The following is a 19,501-nucleotide window of genomic DNA, read 5'->3' as shown; positions in this document are numbered from 1 at the left end:
AGGACTTCCTGTGAGCACCACGCACGATCTGGTCACCGCGCTGAAGGCCGAGCTGAAGGCCGCCGGCATCACCTACGCGGACCTCGCCGCACAGCTCGGCATGGCCGAATCGAGCATCAAGCGCATCTTCGCGAAGGCCGACATGCCACTGTCGCGCATCGACGAGGTGCTGCGCGTGCTGAAGATGGACTTCGCCGAGCTCGCGCGCAAGATCGCCGACGCGCAGCCGCTGCGCCGCGAGCTCACGCTCGAACAGGAGCGCGCCGTTGTCGCCGACCGCAAGCTGATGCTGCTGGCGATCTGCTGCGTCAGCCAATGGACCTTCGAGCAGATGGTCGCGACCTACGCGATCAGCGACGCCGAGTGCGTGCGCTACCTGCTGCAGCTCGACCGGCTCGGCTTCATCGAGCTGCGGCCGCTGAACCGCTACCGGCTGAAGGTCGCGAAGGGCTTTCGGTGGCGGCCGCACGGACCGGTGATGGCGTACTTCCGCGAGCACGTCGCCGACGACTACTACAGCGGCGGCTTCGACGGCGAGGGCGAGACCCTGATGCTGGTGCACGGCCAGATCAGCACCGCGCAGGCGGCCAACTTCGTCGAGCGGCTCCAGCGCGTCGGTCAGGATTTCGCGCAGCAGCACCTGGCCGACCAGAAGCTCGGCGCCGAGCACAAGCGGCCGTACACGCTGGTCGTCGGGATGCGCTCGTGGCTGTTCGCGGCGTTCCGCGATCTGAAGCGTGCGCCGGCACCGGTCGGCGGCTAGGATCGCGGCGGGAGGAACCTTCGACATGCGCCACGCCATCATCGTTGCCAGCCTGCTGACGTCCACGCTCGCGAGCCATGCCGCCGAACGGGCGATCGACAAGGAGCTTGTCGTTGCCGCGCCGGTCGAGGCGGTCTGGCAGGACTGGACGACGAAGGCCGGTATCGAGTCCTTCTTCGCGCCCGAGGCCGAGATCGAGCCGCGCGTCGGCGGTGCATTCCACATCCACATCGATCCCTACGGCGAGCCCGGCCTGAAAGGCGCCGACGACATGCGCTTCATGGCGCTGCAGCCGATGAAGATGCTCAGCTTCGACTGGAACGCACCGCCCTCCTTGCCGCAGGCGCGGCAGCAGCGCACCTTCGTCGTCGTGCGGCTGTTCGATGTCGACGGCAAGACGACGCGCGTGACGCTGCACCACGTCGGCTGGGGCGACGGCGGCGAATGGGACAAGACCTTCGCCTATTTCGACCGCGCCTGGGGCAACGTGCTCGCCAACCTGAAGAAGCGCCACGAAACGGGCCCGCAAGACTGGAGCGACTGGCGCGAGCAGCTTCGCCGCATGCACGCGGCGCCGGCCAGGTAGGCGCCGCAGGCGCCCAGGGGCTGTCATCAGCCGGGGCGCTGCTCCAGCAGGTAGTTCGCGCCGTCGTACTGACCGAGCGTGTCGGTCAGGTAGGGCAGCACCTTCAGCAGCTCGTCGTGCAAAGTGAACGGCGGGTTGATGACGAACATGCCGCTGCCGGCGAGGCCGAAGCCTTGCTGGTCCGGCTGCTGCACCGTCAGCCGCGCGTGCAGCCAGCCTTTCGGCGCGAGCGCCTCCAGGCGCTTGGGCAGCTGCGCCGCCTCGAGCTTGCTGACCTGCGGGTACCAGACCAGGTAGACGCCTTCGGCGAAGCGGCCGATCGCCTCGCGCAGCGAAGCGATCACACGCCCGTAGTCCTTGTGGCCCTCGTAGCTCGGGTCCATCAGCACCACGCCGCGGCGCGAACCCGACAACAGCGGCGGCACCTGGCTCTTCAGGCCGTCGAAGCCGTCGGTGTCGTAGACCTCGGCACCCTTGAGCTCGCCGATGTAGGACTGCAGGATGCGGTGGTCGGTCGGGTGCAGCTCGAACATCCGCAACTGATCCTGCGCGCGCAGCAGCATCTGCGCGAAGGCCGGCGAGCCCGGGTATTGCTCGAGTCGGCCATCGGGATTGAATCGGCGCACCAGTTGCACGTAGTCAGCGACCGCCTCGGGCAGGTCGTCGCGGTCCCAGAGGCGCAGGATGCCCTGCTCGAACTCGCCCTTCTTCTGCGCGAAGCGGCCCTCCAGCGAATAGCCACCGGCCCCGGCGTGGGTGTCGACGAGCCGGTACGGCTTGTCCTTCTGGTTCATGTAACGCAGCACGAGCGTCAGCACGGTGTGCTTGAGGACGTCGGCGTGGTTGCCCGCGTGAAAGGCGTGTCGGTAGGCGAGCATGGTGCCAAGTGTCGGTGAAATCAGCCCGGCACTGTAGCCGGTGCGACACCGTGCTCGGAACGCAAAACGGGCGGTCTCGCGACCGCCCGTTCGTCATTCGCCGCGCCGCGCGGTCACGCGGGGATGCGCAGCACCTGCCCCGGGTAGATCTTGTCCGGGCTCGAGAGCATCGGCTTGTTCGCCTCGAAGATCTTCGGGTACTCGTTCGCGTTGCCGTACTGGTTCTTCGCGATCGCCGACAGCGTGTCACCGCGCACCACCGTATACCAGCGCGACGCGTCGGCCGGTTCCGCGACCGTCATTGCATCGTCGACCTGCGTCACGCCGGCGACGTTGCCGCAGCACAGGATGACCTTTTCCCGGGTGGCCTGGTCGGGCGCTTCGCCGGCGACCGAAACGGTGCCGGTCGCGCCGTCGAAGGCGATGTCCAGCGCGTCGACCTTCAGATTCTGCGTGCCGACGTAGGCGGCGATCGCATCGGCCGCGGTCTTGTTCGCCGCATCGACGTCGACCGCCGGCGCGTCGGGCGCGGGTGTCTTGTGACCGAAGAGTTTTTCGCCGGCGTCCTTGATGAAACTGATGAGGCTCATGAGCTTGCTTCCGTGGTGAGGTCAATGAACGACAGCGCGGGATGCAACGCACCCGGGCCAGCGCTCACGCAATGTAGCGAGGCCGCACGGCCGGCGACATCCCCAACGAATGCCGGTGTAACAGGCGCCATGAAGGTCGCGCCCAGCGTCGGCCCGGCGCGACGCGCGCGCGACGGAGTGCCGAAAAGCGGGCTCGCGCGCCGGCGATGCGGCCTCAGCCGACGCGGTAGCCGCGGTGCGCCGCGACGACGCGCTGGCCCTTCGGCCCCGCGATCCAGGCGACGAACAGCTTGCCTGCCGGGTGGCTGACGCGAAACGCCCGCATCACGTGCACGGCCTCGACCAGTTGCGGATCACCTTCGACCAGCACCGCGAGCGGCGCGCCGCCCTGCGCGGCCCACGCGCCGCGCTCGACCAGCGCGTAGGCACCACGCTCGCGGGCCTGCGCAATCAGGCTTGACCGCGCGTCGGCCGCCACGTACCACGGCGCCGCCGGGCCGACCTTCGCGCCACGCCACAAGGCCTGCTCGAGCACGTGCGTGCCCGAGCCGTCGGCGGCCGATGCGAACACGACCGCGTCGGGCAGTGCGAGCGCCGCGTTGCGCAGCTGGATCAGCGCGTCGGTGGCGCTGGCCAGGCCTTTGATACCGGCCGGGTCCTTGGCCTTGCCGCGCGGCGCCGGGCCGACAAGCACGAAGTCGCCGCTGGCGATCGCGTGGCGGTCGTGCGCGAGGCCTTGCTGTTCGCGCCTGATCTCGGCCTCGGGGACGTTCGTCAACGCGGCATCGAATTCCCCACGGTCGAGCGCATCGAGCAGCGGCAGCGCCGGCGCGCTGACGAGCTTGACGGCCACGCCGGTGTCGCGCCCGAAGCCTTGCTGCAAGGCCTTTGCCAGGCCGGCGTCGAACAGCGCGGTATCGACGCCGAGCCGCATCGGGTCGGCCAACGAGCGCCGCTGCTGCGCCTGCAGCGCCGAAGCCGGCAACAGCGTGGCCAGCGGCATGGACAACAGATGGCGGCGCGAGATCATCGGCGCATTATTGCCGTCAGGGCCGTGCGCGACGCCCCCCGCTGCGTGCGCCGCGGGCGCCGGAAGCGTCAGAAATTGCACGCATGACCCCATACAGAAACCGCATAACGCCCCGGATCCCGGTGGTTACGAGGCCATTACACTGACCCGACAATCGATCCAAGGAACTGTGCAGGGGGCGCGTCGATCCGACCAGGCCCACCGCCTGAAACCGGCTGTAACCCAGAAGGTTGCGACCCAGCGCCCAGCGGCATTGGGCAAGCCCGCCAGACCCGAGAACCGGGCGCGGCGGATTTGCCCAATCCCGCTTTTTTTGACTTCACTGATTGGATCCGCCATGAATCGTCCCGTGATGGAAGGGCTCGCGCTGAACGTTCCCGCCAACTTGCGCCACGCCAAACTGATCGCCTGGGTGGCCGAGATGGCCACGCTGACCGAGGCCGCCGGCGTCCACTGGTGCGACGGCAGCACCGCCGAGTACGACCGCCTGTGCGGCCAGCTCGTCGCCGCGGGTACCTTCAAGAAGCTGAACCCGGAGCTGCGTCCGAACAGCTACCTCGCCTGCAGCAGCCCGAGCGACGTCGCGCGGGTCGAAGACCGCACGTTCATCTGTTCGGAGCGCAAGGAAGATGCCGGCCCGACCAACAACTGGATGGCGCCGGCCGAGATGCGCCAGCTGCTGCAGACCGGGCCGAACGCGCTGTTCCGTGGTGCGATGCGCGGCCGCACGATGTACGTCGTGCCGTTCTCGATGGGCCCGTTGGGCTCCCCGATCGCGCACATCGGCGTCGAGCTCTCCGACAGCGCGTATGTCGCCGTCAACATGAAGGTGATGACGCGCATGGGCGCGAAGGTGCTGGCCGAGCTCGGCACCGACGGTCGCTTCGTGCCCTGCATGCACAGCGTCGGCGCGCCGCTGCAGCCGGGGCAGAAGGATGTGAGCTGGCCCTGCAACGAGACCAAGTACATCGTCCACTACCCCGAGACCCAGGAGATCTGGAGCTACGGCTCGGGCTACGGCGGAAACGCGCTGCTCGGCAAGAAGTGCTTCGCGCTGCGCATCGCGTCCAACATGGGCCGGCTGGCGTCGCAGGGCGCTGCCGGCAACCCGGGCTGGCTCGCCGAGCACATGCTGATCCTCGGCGTGACCTCGCCCGAGGGCAGCAAGCACTACGTCGCTGCGGCGTTCCCGAGCGCCTGCGGCAAGACCAATTTCTCGATGCTGATCCCGCCCGCCGGTCTGGCCGACTGGAAGGTCACGACGATCGGCGACGACATCGCCTGGATCAAGCCCGGCGCCGACGGTCGCCTGTATGCGATCAACCCCGAGGCTGGCTATTTCGGCGTCGCACCCGGCACCAACGACCTGACCAACCTCAACTGCATGGCCAGCCTGAAGCGCGACGTGATCTTCACGAACGTCGCGCTGACCGACGACGGCGATGTCTGGTGGGAAGGCCTGACCGAGACGCCGCCCGCGCACCTGCTCGACTGGCAGGGCAAGGACTGGACGCCCGCGCTCGCAAAGGAAACCGGCACCGGCGGCAAGCCCCGGCCCGCCGCGCACCCGAACTCGCGCTTCACGGTGGCCGCGACGAACAACCCGGCGCTCGATCCCGACTGGGACAACCCGGCCGGCGTGCCGATCAGCGCGTTCATCTTCGGCGGCCGGCGCTCGACGACCGTCCCCCTCGTCACCGAGGCGCGCAACTGGGTCGAAGGCGTCTACATGGCCGCGACGATGGGCTCGGAGACGACCGCGGCCGCGGCCGGCGCGCAGGGCGTCGTCCGGCGCGACCCGTTCGCGATGCTCCCGTTCGTCGGCTACAACATGAGCGACTACTTCCAGCACTGGCTCGATCTCGGCAAGACGCTCGAGGCCTCGGGCGCCAAGCTGCCGAAGATCTACTGCGTCAACTGGTTCCGCAAGGGGCCCGATGGCAAGTTCGTCTGGCCGGGCTACGGCGAGAACATGCGCGTGCTGCAGTGGATGATCGGACGCGTCGAGGGTCGCGCAAAGGGTAGTGAGAACGCGTTCGGCACGACGCCGCGCTACGGCGATCTGAACTGGAATGGCCTCGATTTCACGCCAGCGCAGTTCGACCAGGTCACCAGCATCGAGCTCGGCGCCTGGAAGACCGAGATCGGCCTGCACGCGGAGCTGTTCCAGCAGCTCGACTATCACCTGCCAGCCGAGATGACCGCCACACGGGCGGCGCTCGAGAAGCGGCTCGCGGCCTGAGCGTCGCGGTCGGGCCCTGACGGAAAGGCCGGCAATCGCCGGCCTTTCGCGTTTCCGGGTGTCCGGCGCTCAGTCGGCGTGCTGGCCTTCGTGACGGGCGGCCGCAGCGTACAGGTCGGCGGCAAAGCCGGGGTCGGTCTTCGAGTAGCTGTAGGCCAGGCGGCGAACCTTCTGGGCTTCGAGCGCCGCCGATTCGGACGCGCTGCGAGCCGCCGGCGCGCGCAGGCTGGCAGGGATCAGGCTGGCCAGCGTCGCGAGGGCATGCTGGGCGAAACGGCTGCGTTGCACTTGGGCGTGCAGGATGGCGGTGGTCATGGTGTGTTCCTTGCTTGAATCGGTTGAGTGATCGGCGGCTTCAGGCCAGGGGCCCTTGGCGGCTGGCGGCGCGAAGCTCCTTGGCCAGTTCGGGCTGAAGCGCTTCGCATTGGTCGGCAAACGCCATCAGATGGCGCTGGGCGCGGGCGCGGCCCGAGGCCTCGAGGACATCCCACAGGCCGTTCGCGGCGCGACGCAACCAACGGGTCAACCCTGCGCCAGCCGAGACGGCGGCCTGAGCTGCGGAGCCCGACGGCAGTGATGTGACAGCGGTGTTCATGCGAAATCTCCTTGAAGCGGCGGGGCCGAAGCTCCGGATGCCCCGAAGATTAGGGTTAACCCGCATAATTCACCAATCAATCTTATGAATCGCCGGTATCACCGTGGCGCATGACGATGGCTTCCGCCCTGAACTTCCGCACCCTCGACCTGAACCTGCTTCGGGTTTTCGACGTCGTGATGGCCGAGCGCAACTTGACGCGCGCCGCCGAGCGCCTGTCGATCACCCAACCTGCAGTCAGCAATGCGTTGAAGCGCCTGAAGGATTCAGTAGGTGAGGACTTGCTCACAAGAGCCGCCTCGGGCGTCAAGCCGACGCCGCGCGCCGAGGCCTTGTGGCCCGAGGTGCGGGCGGCGCTGGGCCACTTGCGGGCCGCGTTGTCGCCGGGCGAATTCAATCCACAGACCGATGCGGCGACCTTCCGCATCGCGATGGCCGACGCCACCGCGGCGCTGTTCATGCCGCCATTGGTGCAGCAGATCGAACACGGCCAGGCGCTCGCCAGCGTGCGCGTGCTGCCGCTGCAGACGCGCGACCCGGCCCCGATGCTCGAACGTGGCGACGCCGACCTCGCGATCGGCTACTTCCCCGAGACCGTCTCGGCCCTGACCGGCCAGGGCGCCGATTCGCCGCTGCGCCACGCCCGGTTGCACGACAGCGAGTACGTCTGCGTGATGCGCGAAGGTCACCCGCTCGCCGAAGGCGAACTGAGCCTCGACGCTTACTGCGCCGCCGACCACCTGCTGGTCAATTTCGCCGGCCGCCCGTATGGCCTGGCCGACCAGGCGCTCGCGGCGCTGAACCGCAAGCGCCGTATCGTGCTGACCGTGAACCAGTACTTCACGGCCGGCCGCGTCGTCGCGAACAGCAACCTGTTGACCGTCCTGCCGGCGTATTTCGTCGGTGCGACCGGCTATCGCGAGCAGGTCGTCACGCGCCCGCTGCCCTTCCACCTCGCCGGGCTGCACGTCGCGATGCTCTGGCACCAGCGCCACGACCGCGTCAGCAGCCACCAGTGGCTGCGCGCGCGGCTCCTCGAAGCGGCGTCGCAGCAGGCCGTGTGAGCCTCGTCCGGCCGCGCCCGGTTGACGCCGCGCGCGTCTTCCCGCATGCTCACCAAGTGGTCTAGACCACTTGGCCTTCCCAGCATGAAAGCGACGCGCCCGATGAATTCCAGCACCGACCTCAACACCGTCGCCGACGCCGCGCGCCGCGGCGCCCGTTCCGCCCCCGGCCGCATCGTGCGCGCGCCGCACGGCAGCACGTTGCACTGCAAGTCGTGGCTGACCGAAGCGGCGTTCCGGATGCTGCAGAACAACCTCGACCCCGAAGTCGCCGAGCGCCCCGAAGAGCTCGTCGTCTACGGCGGCATCGGCCGCGCGGCGCGCGACTGGGCCTGCTTCGACAGGATCCTTGAATGCCTGCGCGTGCTCGAGGACGACGAGTCGCTGCTGATTCAGTCGGGCAAGCCGGTCGGCGTGTTCAAGACCCACGCCGACGCGCCGCGCGTGCTGCTCGCGAATTCCAACCTCGTACCGAAATGGGCCACCTGGGAACACTTTCATGAGCTCGACCGCCAGGGCCTTTTCATGTACGGCCAAATGACTGCTGGATCGTGGATCTACATCGGCACGCAGGGCATCGTGCAGGGCACCTACGAGACCTTCGCCGAGGCGGGCCGCCAGCACTACGGCGGCGACCTCGCCGGGAAGTGGATCCTCACCGCCGGTCTCGGCGGCATGGGCGGCGCGCAGCCCCTGGCGGCGACCTTCGCCGGCGCGGTTTCGTTGAACATCGAGTGTCGACAGGCCAGCATCGACTTCCGGCTGCGCACCCGCTACGTCGACGAGCAGGCCACCGATCTGGACGACGCACTCGCTCGCATCGCGAGATACACGGCCGAGAAGAAGGCGGTGTCGATCGCGTTGCTCGGCAATGCCGCGCGCATCCTGCCGGCGCTGGCCGAGCACTTCAAGAACGGCGCGGGCAACCGGCCCGCGCTGGTGACCGACCAGACCTCGGCGCACGACCTGATCCACGGTTACCTGCCGCTCGGCTGGTCGGTCGAGGAATGGCGGGCAGCGGCCGCCGACTCGTCGCGGCACGCCGAACTGAAGGCCGCGGCCGCGAAGAGTTGCGCCGAGCATGTCAAGGCGATGCTGCTGTTCCAGGCGATGGGCGTGCCGACCGTCGACTACGGCAACAACATCCGCCAGGTCGCGTTCGACGAAGGCGTGAAGAACGCGTTCGACTTCCCCGGCTTCGTGCCGGCCTACATCCGGCCGCTGTTCTGCGAGGGCAAGGGCCCGTTCCGCTGGGTCGCGCTGTCCGGCGACCCGGAAGACATCCGCAAGACCGACGCGAAGATCAAGCAGCTGTTCCCGCACAACGCGCACGTGCACCGCTGGCTCGACATGGCCGGCGAGCGCATCGCGTTCCAGGGCCTGCCGGCGCGCATCTGCTGGCTCGGCCTCGGCGAGCGCCATCTGGCGGGGCTGGCCTTCAACGAGATGGTCGCGAGCGGCGAGCTGAAGGCGCCGATCGTGATCGGCCGCGATCACCTCGACACCGGTTCGGTCGCGAGCCCGAACCGCGAGACCGAAGCGATGCGCGACGGCACAGATGCCGTCTCCGACTGGCCACTGCTGAACGCGCTGCTGAACGTCGCCGGCGGCGCGACCTGGGTCTCGCTGCACCACGGCGGCGGCGTCGGCATGGGCTACTCGCAACACGCCGGCATGGTGATCGTCGCCGACGGCAGCGCGGCCGCGGCCAAGCGCCTCGCGCGCGTGCTCGTCAACGACAGCGGCTCGGGCGTGATGCGGCACGCCGATGCCGGCTACGACCTGGCCGTCCAGACCGCGCGCGAACAGAAGCTGAACCTGCCGATGATCTCGACGTGAGCCCGCAGCGCATCGATCTGCCGGCGATCGCGCCGCAGCTGTGGAAGAACGGCGCCGGCTTGACGCGCGAAATCGCGTTCGGCGACGCGAGCCGGGCGGACTTCGACTGGCGCATCAGCCTGGCCGAGGTCGAGCGCGACGCGGCTTTCTCGGCCTTCCCCGGCATCGACCGCTGCATCGCGCTGTGGCGTGGCGCCGGGATGCGGCTGCGCTCGCCCGACGGCGCGATCGAGCACGTGCTCGCCGAGCCGCTCGCGCCGTGGCACTTCCCGGGCGACCTCGCGCTCGATGCGACGCTGCTCGACGGCCCGAGCAGCGACTTCAACGTGATGACGCGGCGCGGCGTGTTCCGCAGCGAGCTGAGGCGCCACCGCAGCGCCGCGGCGCTGCGCGGCGGCGATGTCACGCTGCTGCTGTGCCGCAGCGGCAGCTGGTCGGTCGCGGCCGAAGCGCCGCCGCTGATGCTCGGCCCGATGCAGGCGCTGCTCTGGTGCGAGCCCGTCGACGCCTTGCACGTCGAGCCGATCGCCGGCGCGGCAGCCCTGCTGTTCGTGCGCCTGTGTCACGATCGCCGACCATGAGCCCCGAGACGCGCAGCCTCTTCGCCGCCCACGCACTGCTGCCCGAAGGCTGGGCGCCCGACGTGCTGCTGCGCTGGGACGAAAACGGCGCGCTGACCGGGGTGACTCCGCGGACGACCGCGCCTGCCGCGACGCCACGCGCCGCCGGCGTTCTGGTCCCGGGCCTGCCGAACCTGCACTCGCATGCGTTCCAGCGCGCGTTTGCCGGCCTGTCCGAATACCGCGGACACGCCACCGGCGGCGCGAACAGCTTCTGGACCTGGCGCGACCTGATGTACCGCGTCGCGAACGCGGTCTCGCCCGAACAGCTCGAAGCGATCGCGACGCAGCTCTATGTCGAGATGCTGCGCGCCGGCTACACCTCGGTCTGCGAGTTCCACTATCTGCACCACGACCCGCACGGTCGACCGTATGCCGACCCGGCCGAAATGGCGCTGCGCCTGCTTGCCGCGGCGCGCCGCGCCGGCATCGGCCTGACGCTGCTGCCGGTGCTGTACCAGCAGGCCGGCTTCGGCGGTCAGCCGCCGCGCGCCGACCAGCGGCGCTTCGTCAACGACACCGACGCGCTGCTCGACATCGTGCAGCGCCTGCGCGCGGAAGGCGTGGCCCGCGTCGGCGTCGCGCCGCATTCGCTGCGCGCCGTCGGGCATCGCGCGTTGCACGAGCTCGTCGCCGGCCTGCGCGCGATCGACGCGGACGCGCCGGTCCACATCCACATCGCCGAGCAGCAGCAGGAGGTCGACGACTGCGTCGCGTGGAGCGGCCAGCGCCCGGTCGACTGGCTGCTCGCGAACGCGCCGGTCGATGCGCGCTGGTGCCTGGTGCACGCGACCCACGTGACCGACGCGGAACGCCTCGCCCTCGCCGCGAGCGGCGCGGTCGCCGGACTGTGCCCGAGCACCGAGGCGAACCTCGGGGACGGCGTGTTCGACGCCGCCGCGTACCTCGCCGCCGGCGGCGCGTGGGGCATCGGCTCCGACAGCCACGCCAGCGTCGACCCGGCCGAGGAACTGCGCCTGCTCGAGTACACGCAACGCCTCGCGCGCCAGCAGCGCAACCTGCTGGCGAGCGACACGCAGCGCCACGTCGGCGACCGCCTCTGGCTCGGCGCCGTCAGCGGCGGCGCGCGCGCGAGCGGCCGCTCGATTCGCGGCCTCGCGGTCGGCGAGCAGGCCGATTTCATCGTGCTCGACGGCGGTGGCCTGCTGGCCGGCCTGGCGCCGGCGCAGGCGCTCGCGAGCCACGTGTTCGCGAACCAGCGCGCCAGCGCGGTGCGCGACGTGTGGGTCGGCGGCATCCAGCGGGTGCACGGCGGCGAGCACGCGCTCGCGCGCGTCGCCGGCGAGCGCTTCGTCGCGGCGCGCAACGCCTTGCTGGGCGAGGTCTGACGATGTCTGTCGCGTCGGCGATCGATCTGTTGATCCGCAATGTGCGGATCGTCAGCGGCGCCGACGACGACTGCGCCCCGTCGGCCCCGGCCTGCGTCGCGATCGCGCAGGGCGCGATCGTCGGCATCGGGCCGATCGGCGCGCCCGACCCGCAGCTCCCGGTGCGCGCCGAGCTCGACGGCGGCGGCGCCCTGCTGACCCCCGGCCTGATCGATTGCCACACCCACCTCGTCTACGCCGGCGATCGCGCGCGCGAATTCGAAATGCGGCTGCAGGGCGCGAGCTACGAAGACATCGCGCGGGCCGGCGGCGGCATCGTCTCGACGGTGCGGCAGACGCGCGATGCCGATCCGCTCGCGCTGCAGGCGCAATCGGCGCGCCGCCTGCAAGGCCTGATGCGGCACGGCGTGACCACGGTCGAGATCAAGTCGGGCTACGGTCTCTCACGAGACGCCGAGCTGAAGATGCTGCGGGTCGCACGCGCGCTCGGCGAGCAATTCCCGATCGACGTGCGCACGACCCTGCTCGCGGCGCACGCGCTGCCGCCCGAGTTCGCCGGCCGGCCCGACGCCTACATCGACGAGATCGTCGACCACATCCTGCCCGAGGCCGCGCGGCTGCGGCTCGCCGATGCGGTCGATGCCTTCTGCGAAACCATCGGCTTCACGCCGGCGCAGACGCGGCGCGTGTTCGAGGCGGCGCGCGCGCACGGGCTGCCGGTCAAGCTGCATGCCGAACAGCTGTCGAACCAGCACGGCGCCGCGCTCGCGGCCGAGTTCGGTGCGCTGTCGGCCGATCACCTCGAGCACGTCGACGAGGCCGGCGTGCAGGCGCTGGCGCGCGCCGGCACGGTCGCGGTGCTGCTGCCCGGCGCGTACTACTTCCTGCGCGACACGCAGGCGCCGCCGATCGCGCGCTTCCGTGCGCACCGCGTGCCGATGGCGATCGCGACCGACTGCAATCCCGGCACCAGCCCCGGCATGCACCTGCCGCTGATGATGAACATGGCCTGCACGCTGTTCCGCATGACGCCGGCCGAGGCGCTGCTCGGCGTCACGCGCCACGCGGCGCGCGCGCTCGGCCTGTCGTCATCGCGCGGGACCGTCGAGCTCGGCAAGCGCGCCGATCTGTGCCTGTGGGATGTCGATCACCCGGCCGAGCTGTCGTATGCGATCGGCAGCAGCCCGCTACGCGCGCGCCTGCAGAACGGCGTCGAGCATCCGCTGTAGCAACGGCCGGACCTGCGCCGCGAGCTCGGGCCGGTAGTCGAACGGCGCGGCCTCGCTCATGTAGGTCGACTGGCACATCTCGAGCTGAAGCGCATGGACGCCGGCGCCGGGATCGCCGTAGTGGCGCGTGATGTGGCCGCCCTTGAAGCGGCCGTTGCTGACGTGCGTGAACTGCGACTGTGCACTCAGCGCGGCCTCGGCCGCCGCCTGCAGCGCCGGCGCGCAGGCGCGGCCGTCGGCGGTGCCGAGGTTCAGGTCGGGCAGCTTGCCGTCGAAGAAGCGCGGCATCCTGCTGGCAATCGAATGCGCGTCCCACAACACGACGCTGCCGTGCAACGCGCGCAACCGGTCGAGCTCGGCGCGCAGCGCGTCGTGGTAAGGCTGCCAGTAGTCCGCGCGGCGCTGCTGCGCCTCGGCGGCATCGGGCGCCTGGCCGGGTCGGTACAGCGGCTGCTTGCGGAAGGTGTCGAGCGGCAGCAGGCCGGTCACGTCCTGGCCCGGGTAGAGGCTGGTGTCTTCGGGCGGCCGGTTCAGGTCGATCACGTGGCGCGCAAAGCGCGCCGCGATCGTGCTCGCACCCATCGCATGGACGAAGTCGTAGAGCCGCGGCAGGTGCCAGTCCACATCGGCACGCTGCAGCGCCTCGGGCGTCATCCGCGCCGCGAGGTCGTCGGGAATCTCGGTGCCGGCATGCGGGAACGAGACGAGCAGCGGCGCAGTGCCTGAGGTCAGCGTGAACATCGTCAAAGTGGTCTAGACCGGTTGAGCGCCAAGTGTAGACTGCGCGGCACGCCGCTTGCATCAAGCGCGCACCCCATCCACCCCCCGGGAGACACGATGAGTTCCGTTCGCCGACTGACCACGATCGCCGCCGTTGCCGCCAGCCTGTTCGCGGTTTCCGCGAACGCCGAAGACACCAAGGTCGCCATCGCGATCTCGGGCTGGACCGGCTTCGCGCCGCTGACCCTCGCGAACGAAGCCGGGCTGTTCAAGAAGAACGGCCTGGACGTGACGATCAAGAAGATCCCGCAGAAAGACCGCCACCTCGCGATCGCGTCGGGCGACGTGCAATGCGCCGCGACCACCGTCGAGACCTGGATCGCGTGGAACGCGAACGGCGTCGCGACGACGCAGATCTTCCAGCTCGACAAGAGCTACGGCGCCGACGGCCTGGTCGTGAAGCCGAACATCGCGAAGATCGCCGACCTGAAGGGCAAGACCGTCGCGGCGTCGGCCCCCGGCACCGCGCCGTACTTCGGCCTCGCGTGGATCCTGAAGAAGAACGGCCTGTCGGTGAAGGACGTGAAGGTGCTGACCCTGGAGCCGCAGCCGGTCGCCAACGCGATGATCGCCGGCACCACCGACTTCGACGCCGGCATGACCTACGAACCCTACCTCAGCGCGGTGCGCGCCAAGCCCGAGGCCGGCAAGATCATCGCGACGACGCTCGACTACCCGATGGTGATGGACACCTTCGGCTGCGCGCCGAAGTTCCTGAAAGAGAACCCGAAAGCCGCGAAGGCGCTCGCCGACGGCTACTTCGCCGCGCTCGACATGATCAAGGCGGAGCCGAAGAAGTCGTACGAGATCATGGGCGCCGACGTGAAGCAGTCGGGCGAGGCGTTCGAGAAATCGGCCGCCTACCTGCGCTGGCAGGACAAGGCCGCGAACCAGAAGTTCTTCGCCGGCGAGCACCAGCAGTTCACGAAGGAAGCGGCCGACCTGCTGCTCGAGATCGGGACGATCAAGCAGATCCCCGACCTGAAGAGCCTGGCCGACACGAGCTTCATCAAGTAGTCGCCTGAAGCACCGCCTTTGAAACCCAGCATTTGAAGCCGCTTCGCGAGATCAGCCCCGGCCGGCGCAATGCGCTCGGGCTGGCGTTCTTCATCCTCTTCTTCGCGCTGTGGGCCGCCGCAACGCTGGGCGGCTTCGTGCCGAAGACCTTCCTGGCCGATCCGATCGCGATGGTCAGGTCGGGCTGGACCCTGCTGACCGAGCAGGGCTTCAGCAAGGACATCGGCTTCACGATCTGGCGCGTGCTCGGCGGCTTCGTGCTCGCCGCGCTGCTCGCGGTGCCGCTGGGCGTCGCGATGGGCGCGTACAAGGCGGTCGAGGCCTTCTTCGAGCCCTTCGTGTCGTTCGCGCGCTACCTGCCGGCCTCGGCCTTCATCCCGCTGTTGATCCTGTGGGCCGGCATCGGCGAGGCACAGAAGCTGGCGCTGATCTTCATCGGCTCGTTCTTCCAGCTCGTGCTGATGATCGCGCTGCAGGTCGGCGGCACGCGGCGCGACCTGGTCGAGGCCGCGTACACACTCGGCGCGAGCGACCTCGGCATCGTCAAGCGGGTGCTGATCCCGGCCGCCGCGCCGCAGATCGCCGAGACCCTGCGGCTCGTGCTCGGCTGGGCCTGGACCTACGTGATCGTCGCCGAGCTGATCGGCGCATCGAACGGCATCGGCCACATGATCACCGACAGCCAGGCATTGCTCGCGACCGACCAGATCATCTTCGGCATCATCACGATCGGCGCGATCGGGCTCGTCTCCGATCTCGCGTTCAAGCGCGCGAACCGCGCGATGTTCAAGTGGGCATCGATCTGAGATGAGCACCTTGTCGATACAAGGCGTTGGCCGCACGTTTGCGGGCGTCAACGGCGGCAAGCCGACGCTGGCGCTGCAGCCGACGAACCTCGAGGTCGCGCACAACGACTTCATCACGATCCTCGGGCCGTCGGGCTGCGGCAAGTCGACGCTGTTGCGCATCGTCGCGGGCCTCGACACGCCGACGGTCGGCCAGGTACTGCTCGACGGCCAGCTCGTCACCGGCCCCGGCGCCGACCGCGGCATGGTGTTCCAGAGCTACACGCTGTTCCCGTGGCTGACCGTGCGCGAGAACATCTGCTTCGGCCTGCGCGAGAAGGGCATGCCGGCGCCGGAACAGGCGCAGATCGCGGGCCGCTTCATCGCCGAGGTCGGGCTGACCGGCTTCGAGTCGCACTTCCCGAAGCAGTTGTCGGGCGGCATGCAGCAGCGCGTCGCGCTCGCGCGCGCGCTCGCCAACGACCCGAAGATCCTGCTGCTCGACGAACCCTTCGGCGCGCTCGACAACCAGACCCGCGCGCTGATGCAGGAACTGCTGCTGTCGATCTGGGAGCTGCACCGCAAGACCGTGCTGTTCGTGACCCACGACATCGACGAAGCGATCTTCATGGCGAACCGCTGCGCGGTGTTCAGCGCGCGCCCCGGGCGCATCAAGAACGAACTGCGGATCGACCTGCCCTACCCGCGCCACTACACGGTGAAGACGACACCGCGTTTCTCCGAGCTGAAGGCGCAGGTCACCGAAGACATCCGCGTCGAGACGCTGCGCGCCGTGCAGATGGAGAGATGACGACCCCTCGCCCGACGGGTACATCGGGCGATCCCCCGAGGGGATGCGGGCCGGCAGAGGGCCACGAGGTGGGCCTCTTCGTGGCCCATGGCGGCCCGGCGCTCGGCCCGCTTGCGCCGCCGCGAATTACACGCCGGCCTCGACGAGCGCGATCGCCGCGTCGATGTCGGGCGCCATCAGCCGGTCGACGCTGAGCCGCGCGACGCGCTCGCGCAGCCGGGCGAGCAGCGCCTCGATCGCGCTGGAGGAGCGCAGCGGCCGATGGAACTCGATCGCCTGCGCCGCGCACAGCCACTCGATCGCGACGACGCCGGCGGTGTTGTCGAGCATCGCATGCAGGCGGCGTGCCGCGAAGGTCGCCATCGAGACGTGGTCCTCCTGATTCGCCGAGGTCGGCAGCGAATCGACGCTCGCCGGGTGCGCAAGTGACTTGTTCTCCGACGCGAGTGCGGCCGAGGTCACCTGCGCGATCATGAAGCCCGAGTTCAGCCCGCCATGCTCGATCAGGAACGCCGGCAGGCCCGACAGCACCGGGTCCATCAGCATCGCGGTGCGGCGCTCGGCCAATGCGCCGATCTCGGCGATCGCGAGCGCGAGGTTGTCTGCCGCGAACGCGACCGGCTCGGCGTGGAAGTTGCCGCCCGACAGCGCCTGGTGTTTCGTCGGGTCGGGGTCGGCGAAGACGAGCGGGTTGTCCGAGACGCCGTTCGCCTCGACCAGCAGGATGCCCCAGGCGTGCTCGATCTGGTCGAGGCACGCGCCCATCACCTGCGGCTGGCAGCGCAGGCAGTACGGATCCTGCACGCGGTCGCAGGTCAGGTGCGAGGCGCGCAGCGCGCTGCCGGCGAGCCAGTCGCGATAGCGCGCCGCGACCTCGCGCTGGCCGCGCTGGCCGCGCACCGCATGGATGCGGTCGTCGAACGGCGTGTCGGAGCCTTTCGCCGCGTCGACCGTCATCGCGCCGATCGCGACCGCTGCGTCGAACACACGACGCAGCCGCTGCACCGCATGGATGGCGAGCGCGGTCGAGGCCTGCGTGCCGTTCAGCAGCGCGAGGCCTTCCTTCGGGCCGAGCGCGAGCGGCGCGAGGCCGGCGTGCGCGAGTGCCTGCACGGCGGGCACACGCTCGCCGTTCACGAAGGCCTCGCCGACACCGATCAACACGCCTGCGAGGTGCGCGAGCGGCGCCAGGTCACCCGACGCGCCGACCGAGCCTTTCTCCGGCACGACCGGCAGCACGTCGGCATTCAGCAGCGCCAGCAGCGCGGTGATCACCTCCATGCGCACGCCCGAGACGCCGTGCGCGAGGCTCGCGGCCTTCAGCAGCAGCATCAGCCGCACGACCGGCGGGCTCAGCGGCCGGCCGACGCCGGCGCTGTGCGACAGCACCAGGTTCGTCTGCAGTTGCGCGAGGTCGGCATCGGCGATGCGCGTCTGCGCGAGCTTGCCGAAGCCGGTGTTGATGCCGTAGACCGCGGCGTGCTGCGCGACGAGTTCGCGCACCGCGCCGACGCTCGCCTCGATGCCGGCGTGGGCCGACGCGGCGATCGACCAGCGCGCGCCGCCGGCCGCCGCCTGCTCGAGCATCGATGCGTCGAGCCGACCGGGAACGATGGTGTGATGCGGCGAGTTGTCCATGCAGGCGGGCTCCCAAGTGGTCTAGACAACTTTAGCATGCGCGTCGCTAGAATGAGCCGATGAAAGCGCTGCCCGCGTCGCCCCGTGTGCTCCCTTACGCCACCGTGAAGGCCGCGCTGCGCGAGCGCATCGCGCAAGGCGGTTGGGAGCCCGGCGTGCGGCTGCCGTCGGAACGCGAACTCGTGCAGGCCTTCGGCTGCGCCCGCATGACCGTGCACCGGGCGCTGCGCGAGCTCGAGGAAGAGGGGTTGATCGAACGCCGCCAGGGCTCGGGTTCGTATGTGGCCGAGTTGCACCCGATCTCGAACCTGCTGCAGGTGCGCGACATCCACGACGAGATCCGCGAACGCGGCCACGCGCACGCGACCCGCGTCTGCAGCGTCGTGCGCGAAAGGGCCGATGCGCGCACCGCGGCGGCGATGCGGCTCCCGAAGGGCGCGCCCGTCTATCACGTGCGGCTCGTGCACCTGGAGAACGGCGTGCCGATCCAGCTCGAAGATCGACACGTCAACCCGGCTCTCGCGCCGGACCTGCTGGCGCGCGACTTCACGCAGGTCACGCCGTCGTTCGTGCTGTTCGAGCACGCGCCGCTGACCGAGGCCGAGCAGGTCGTCGAGGCCGTGCTCGCGAGCGACGAGCAGGCCGCGCTGCTCGATGTTGCGGTGGGCAGTGCGCTGCTGATGGTGTCGCGCCGCACCGTGTCGCAAGGCGCGGTCGCGTCGGTCGCACGGCTGTACCACCCCGGCAGCCGCTATCGCCTGATCGGCAGCTTCTCCGTGTAGCTGTCGCCCCCGGCTGCGAGTACGCAGCCACCCCCCGAGGGGGTCGCCCCTGGCTTGGGGCGGCCCGGCGCTCAGGGGCGATCACAATGGCGTTCCAACGCGCCGAGAACCGCCATCATGCAACCCAAAGAAACCCCGCCGTCGGTCGCCGCCCGCGCCCACGACCTGACCGATGCCGAGTTCGCCGAGCTCGACGACCTGCTGCTCGAAACCCCCGAACCGCTGGAACCGCTCGACGCGGTGATGCTCGACGGCTACCTCTGCGGCGTGATCGTCCAGCCGGTGCTGCTCGAGCCGGCGACCTGGCTCGCGCACGTGTTCGATTTCGACGGCCGCCCGCTGCCCGACGATGTCGACGCCGACTGGCTGCAGCGCACGAGCGCGCTGATCCTGCGCCGCCACGCGGCGCTGAACCGTGCGATCGTCGAAGACGGCTGGTTCGACCCGCTGGTGCTGGAGTTCGACGACGAGCATCCGCGCGAGCCGGTCCCCGAAGGCGAGGTCGATCCGATGGCCGGCCTGAGCCCGGTCTCGCAATCGCTGATGCCCTGGGTCGCCGGTTTTCACCATGCCGCCGAGACCTTCCCCGACCTCGCGGAGATGGACGACGACGCGGTGATGACGGCGCTCGCGCGCCTGTACCGCCACCTGCCGGTCGAAGACGACGAGCAGCGCGAGCTCGTCGCGCTGCTCGATCGCGAGCACCCGCTCGCGACACTCGACGACGCGATGGAAGAACTCGTCGTGACGATCGCCGATCTGCAGGACCTGACCCACGAGCAACGCTACAAGGTCGAGACCGTGAAGCGCGAAACCCCGAAGGTCGGCCGCAACGAGCCGTGCCCGTGCGGCAGCGGCAAGAAGTTCAAGCAGTGCCACGGCATGACTTGAGGCCCCGGCCGC

At 69.7% G+C, this 19,501-nt stretch carries 20 protein-coding genes; 13 read left to right on the top strand and 7 right to left on the bottom strand.

Annotated elements, in window-relative coordinates:
- Nucleotides 1-10: 10 nt before the first annotated feature.
- Both AC1DTW_RS15005 and AC1DTW_RS15000 read left to right on the top strand, forming a co-directional pair.
- Nucleotides 11-763 (top strand): helix-turn-helix domain-containing protein, encoded by a 753-nt coding sequence (locus tag AC1DTW_RS15005; protein WP_477982012.1) that lies wholly within the window; start codon nucleotides 11-13, stop codon nucleotides 761-763.
- Nucleotides 764-788: 25 nt separating this feature from the next.
- Nucleotides 789-1,349, top strand: a complete 561-nt coding sequence (locus tag AC1DTW_RS15000; RefSeq protein WP_477982011.1) for an SRPBCC family protein — start codon at nucleotides 789-791, stop codon at nucleotides 1,347-1,349.
- A 26-nt stretch (nucleotides 1,350-1,375) separates the two neighbouring features.
- Here AC1DTW_RS15000 and AC1DTW_RS14995 read toward each other — a convergent pair whose 3' ends face one another.
- The 3 genes from AC1DTW_RS14995 to AC1DTW_RS14985 all read right to left on the bottom strand — a co-directional run bounded on the left by AC1DTW_RS14995 (nucleotide 1,376) and on the right by AC1DTW_RS14985 (nucleotide 3,847).
- Nucleotides 1,376-2,227: a 23S rRNA (adenine(2030)-N(6))-methyltransferase RlmJ gene (locus tag AC1DTW_RS14995; RefSeq protein WP_477982010.1), complete on the bottom strand. Its 852-nt coding sequence runs from the start codon at nucleotides 2,225-2,227 to the stop codon at nucleotides 1,376-1,378.
- 113 nt (nucleotides 2,228-2,340) lie between these two features.
- Nucleotides 2,341-2,817 carry a peptidoglycan-binding protein LysM gene (lysM, locus tag AC1DTW_RS14990; RefSeq protein WP_477982009.1) on the bottom strand — a complete coding sequence of 159 codons (477 nt, stop codon included), beginning with the start codon at nucleotides 2,815-2,817 and terminating at the stop codon, nucleotides 2,341-2,343.
- Between the two features lie 214 nt (nucleotides 2,818-3,031).
- Nucleotides 3,032-3,847 carry a substrate-binding domain-containing protein gene (locus tag AC1DTW_RS14985; protein WP_477982008.1) on the bottom strand — a complete coding sequence of 272 codons (816 nt, stop codon included), beginning with the start codon at nucleotides 3,845-3,847 and terminating at the stop codon, nucleotides 3,032-3,034.
- Between the two features lie 337 nt (nucleotides 3,848-4,184).
- Here AC1DTW_RS14985 and AC1DTW_RS14980 point away from each other — a divergent pair, with 337 nt between their 5' ends.
- Nucleotides 4,185-6,089: a phosphoenolpyruvate carboxykinase (GTP) gene (locus tag AC1DTW_RS14980; protein WP_477982007.1), complete on the top strand. Its 1,905-nt coding sequence runs from the start codon at nucleotides 4,185-4,187 to the stop codon at nucleotides 6,087-6,089.
- Between the two features lie 69 nt (nucleotides 6,090-6,158).
- On the opposite strand, the gene AC1DTW_RS14975 is transcribed toward AC1DTW_RS14980, so the two are convergent.
- A complete protein-coding gene (locus tag AC1DTW_RS14975) occupies nucleotides 6,159-6,404 on the bottom strand; it encodes a hypothetical protein (protein WP_477982006.1) in 246 nt (81 codons plus the stop codon).
- 40 nt (nucleotides 6,405-6,444) lie between these two features.
- Entirely contained in the window at nucleotides 6,445-6,684 is a 240-nt protein-coding gene (locus AC1DTW_RS14970) for a hypothetical protein (protein ID WP_477982005.1), read from the bottom strand.
- Nucleotides 6,685-6,800: 116 nt separating this feature from the next.
- Between AC1DTW_RS14970 and AC1DTW_RS14965 the strand changes: the two genes are divergently transcribed.
- The 5 genes from AC1DTW_RS14965 to hutI all read left to right on the top strand — a co-directional run bounded on the left by AC1DTW_RS14965 (nucleotide 6,801) and on the right by hutI (nucleotide 12,785).
- Complete coding sequence (locus AC1DTW_RS14965; protein WP_477982004.1) at nucleotides 6,801-7,748, top strand: LysR family transcriptional regulator; 948 nt, start codon at nucleotides 6,801-6,803, stop codon at nucleotides 7,746-7,748.
- 102 nt (nucleotides 7,749-7,850) lie between these two features.
- Complete coding sequence (gene hutU / locus AC1DTW_RS14960) at nucleotides 7,851-9,587, top strand: urocanate hydratase (RefSeq protein ID WP_477982003.1); 1,737 nt, start codon at nucleotides 7,851-7,853, stop codon at nucleotides 9,585-9,587.
- The gene (locus AC1DTW_RS14955) at nucleotides 9,584-10,168 is read left to right on the top strand and encodes a HutD/Ves family protein (RefSeq protein ID WP_477982002.1); all 585 of its coding nucleotides are present in this window, start codon (nucleotides 9,584-9,586) and stop codon (nucleotides 10,166-10,168) included. The genes hutU and AC1DTW_RS14955 overlap by 4 nt, the downstream gene beginning before the upstream one ends.
- A complete protein-coding gene (locus AC1DTW_RS14950; RefSeq protein WP_477982001.1) occupies nucleotides 10,165-11,556 on the top strand; it encodes a formimidoylglutamate deiminase in 1,392 nt (463 codons plus the stop codon). The genes AC1DTW_RS14955 and AC1DTW_RS14950 overlap by 4 nt, the downstream gene beginning before the upstream one ends.
- Nucleotides 11,557-11,558: 2 nt before the next feature.
- Nucleotides 11,559-12,785 (top strand): imidazolonepropionase, encoded by a 1,227-nt coding sequence (gene hutI / locus AC1DTW_RS14945; RefSeq protein WP_477982000.1) that lies wholly within the window; start codon nucleotides 11,559-11,561, stop codon nucleotides 12,783-12,785.
- On the opposite strand, the gene hutG is transcribed toward hutI, so the two are convergent.
- Nucleotides 12,744-13,526, bottom strand: a complete 783-nt coding sequence (gene hutG, locus AC1DTW_RS14940) for an N-formylglutamate deformylase (RefSeq protein ID WP_477981999.1) — start codon at nucleotides 13,524-13,526, stop codon at nucleotides 12,744-12,746. The genes hutI and hutG overlap by 42 nt on opposite strands.
- Nucleotides 13,527-13,622: 96 nt before the next feature.
- Between hutG and AC1DTW_RS14935 the strand changes: the two genes are divergently transcribed.
- Genes AC1DTW_RS14935 through AC1DTW_RS14925 form a run of 3 tightly spaced genes read left to right on the top strand, consistent with a single transcriptional unit; the run spans nucleotide 13,623 to nucleotide 16,178 of the window.
- Nucleotides 13,623-14,582: an ABC transporter substrate-binding protein gene (locus tag AC1DTW_RS14935; protein ID WP_477981998.1), complete on the top strand. Its 960-nt coding sequence runs from the start codon at nucleotides 13,623-13,625 to the stop codon at nucleotides 14,580-14,582.
- A 32-nt stretch (nucleotides 14,583-14,614) separates the two neighbouring features.
- Nucleotides 14,615-15,388 carry an ABC transporter permease gene (locus AC1DTW_RS14930; RefSeq protein WP_477981997.1) on the top strand — a complete coding sequence of 258 codons (774 nt, stop codon included), beginning with the start codon at nucleotides 14,615-14,617 and terminating at the stop codon, nucleotides 15,386-15,388.
- Nucleotide 15,389: 1 nt separating this feature from the next.
- Complete coding sequence (locus AC1DTW_RS14925) at nucleotides 15,390-16,178, top strand: ABC transporter ATP-binding protein (RefSeq protein WP_477981996.1); 789 nt, start codon at nucleotides 15,390-15,392, stop codon at nucleotides 16,176-16,178.
- A 126-nt stretch (nucleotides 16,179-16,304) separates the two neighbouring features.
- Here AC1DTW_RS14925 and hutH read toward each other — a convergent pair whose 3' ends face one another.
- Entirely contained in the window at nucleotides 16,305-17,816 is a 1,512-nt protein-coding gene (hutH, locus tag AC1DTW_RS14920; protein ID WP_477981995.1) for a histidine ammonia-lyase, read from the bottom strand.
- Between the two features lie 59 nt (nucleotides 17,817-17,875).
- On the opposite strand from hutH, the gene hutC reads away from it, so the two are divergent.
- Both hutC and AC1DTW_RS14910 read left to right on the top strand, forming a co-directional pair.
- Nucleotides 17,876-18,598, top strand: coding sequence for a histidine utilization transcriptional repressor HutC (hutC, locus tag AC1DTW_RS14915; protein WP_477981994.1), 723 nt, complete (start codon nucleotides 17,876-17,878; stop codon nucleotides 18,596-18,598).
- Nucleotides 18,599-18,715: 117 nt separating this feature from the next.
- Nucleotides 18,716-19,489: a UPF0149 family protein gene (locus AC1DTW_RS14910; RefSeq protein ID WP_477981993.1), complete on the top strand. Its 774-nt coding sequence runs from the start codon at nucleotides 18,716-18,718 to the stop codon at nucleotides 19,487-19,489.
- The last annotated feature ends 12 nt before the right edge of the window (nucleotides 19,490-19,501 follow it).

The sequence above is a fragment of the Rhizobacter sp. P5_A1 genome (assembly GCF_056400745.1).
This window is presented reverse-complemented; position numbering and strand designations above follow the sequence as displayed.

Excerpts from the sequence above, each read along its gene's own strand:
- AC1DTW_RS14910 (WP_477981993.1), top strand. The coding sequence starts at position 18,716 with ATGCAACCCAAAGAAACCCCGCCGTCGGTCGCCGCCCGCGCCCACGAC.
- hutG (WP_477981999.1), bottom strand. The coding sequence starts at position 13,526 with ATGTTCACGCTGACCTCAGGCACTGCGCCGCTGCTCGTCTCGTTCCCG.
- AC1DTW_RS14965 (WP_477982004.1), top strand. The coding sequence starts at position 6,801 with ATGGCTTCCGCCCTGAACTTCCGCACCCTCGACCTGAACCTGCTTCGG.
- AC1DTW_RS14975 (WP_477982006.1), bottom strand. The coding sequence starts at position 6,404 with ATGACCACCGCCATCCTGCACGCCCAAGTGCAACGCAGCCGTTTCGCC.
- AC1DTW_RS14995 (WP_477982010.1), bottom strand. The coding sequence starts at position 2,227 with ATGCTCGCCTACCGACACGCCTTTCACGCGGGCAACCACGCCGACGTC.
- AC1DTW_RS14935 (WP_477981998.1), top strand. The coding sequence starts at position 13,623 with ATGAGTTCCGTTCGCCGACTGACCACGATCGCCGCCGTTGCCGCCAGC.
- lysM (WP_477982009.1), bottom strand. The coding sequence starts at position 2,817 with ATGAGCCTCATCAGTTTCATCAAGGACGCCGGCGAAAAACTCTTCGGT.
- AC1DTW_RS14985 (WP_477982008.1), bottom strand. The coding sequence starts at position 3,847 with ATGATCTCGCGCCGCCATCTGTTGTCCATGCCGCTGGCCACGCTGTTG.
- hutI (WP_477982000.1), top strand. The coding sequence starts at position 11,559 with ATGTCTGTCGCGTCGGCGATCGATCTGTTGATCCGCAATGTGCGGATC.
- AC1DTW_RS14925 (WP_477981996.1), top strand. The coding sequence starts at position 15,390 with ATGAGCACCTTGTCGATACAAGGCGTTGGCCGCACGTTTGCGGGCGTC.
- AC1DTW_RS14980 (WP_477982007.1), top strand. The coding sequence starts at position 4,185 with ATGAATCGTCCCGTGATGGAAGGGCTCGCGCTGAACGTTCCCGCCAAC.
- hutC (WP_477981994.1), top strand. The coding sequence starts at position 17,876 with ATGAAAGCGCTGCCCGCGTCGCCCCGTGTGCTCCCTTACGCCACCGTG.
- hutH (WP_477981995.1), bottom strand. The coding sequence starts at position 17,816 with ATGGACAACTCGCCGCATCACACCATCGTTCCCGGTCGGCTCGACGCA.
- AC1DTW_RS14950 (WP_477982001.1), top strand. The coding sequence starts at position 10,165 with ATGAGCCCCGAGACGCGCAGCCTCTTCGCCGCCCACGCACTGCTGCCC.
- hutU (WP_477982003.1), top strand. The coding sequence starts at position 7,851 with ATGAATTCCAGCACCGACCTCAACACCGTCGCCGACGCCGCGCGCCGC.
- AC1DTW_RS15000 (WP_477982011.1), top strand. The coding sequence starts at position 789 with ATGCGCCACGCCATCATCGTTGCCAGCCTGCTGACGTCCACGCTCGCG.
- AC1DTW_RS14970 (WP_477982005.1), bottom strand. The coding sequence starts at position 6,684 with ATGAACACCGCTGTCACATCACTGCCGTCGGGCTCCGCAGCTCAGGCC.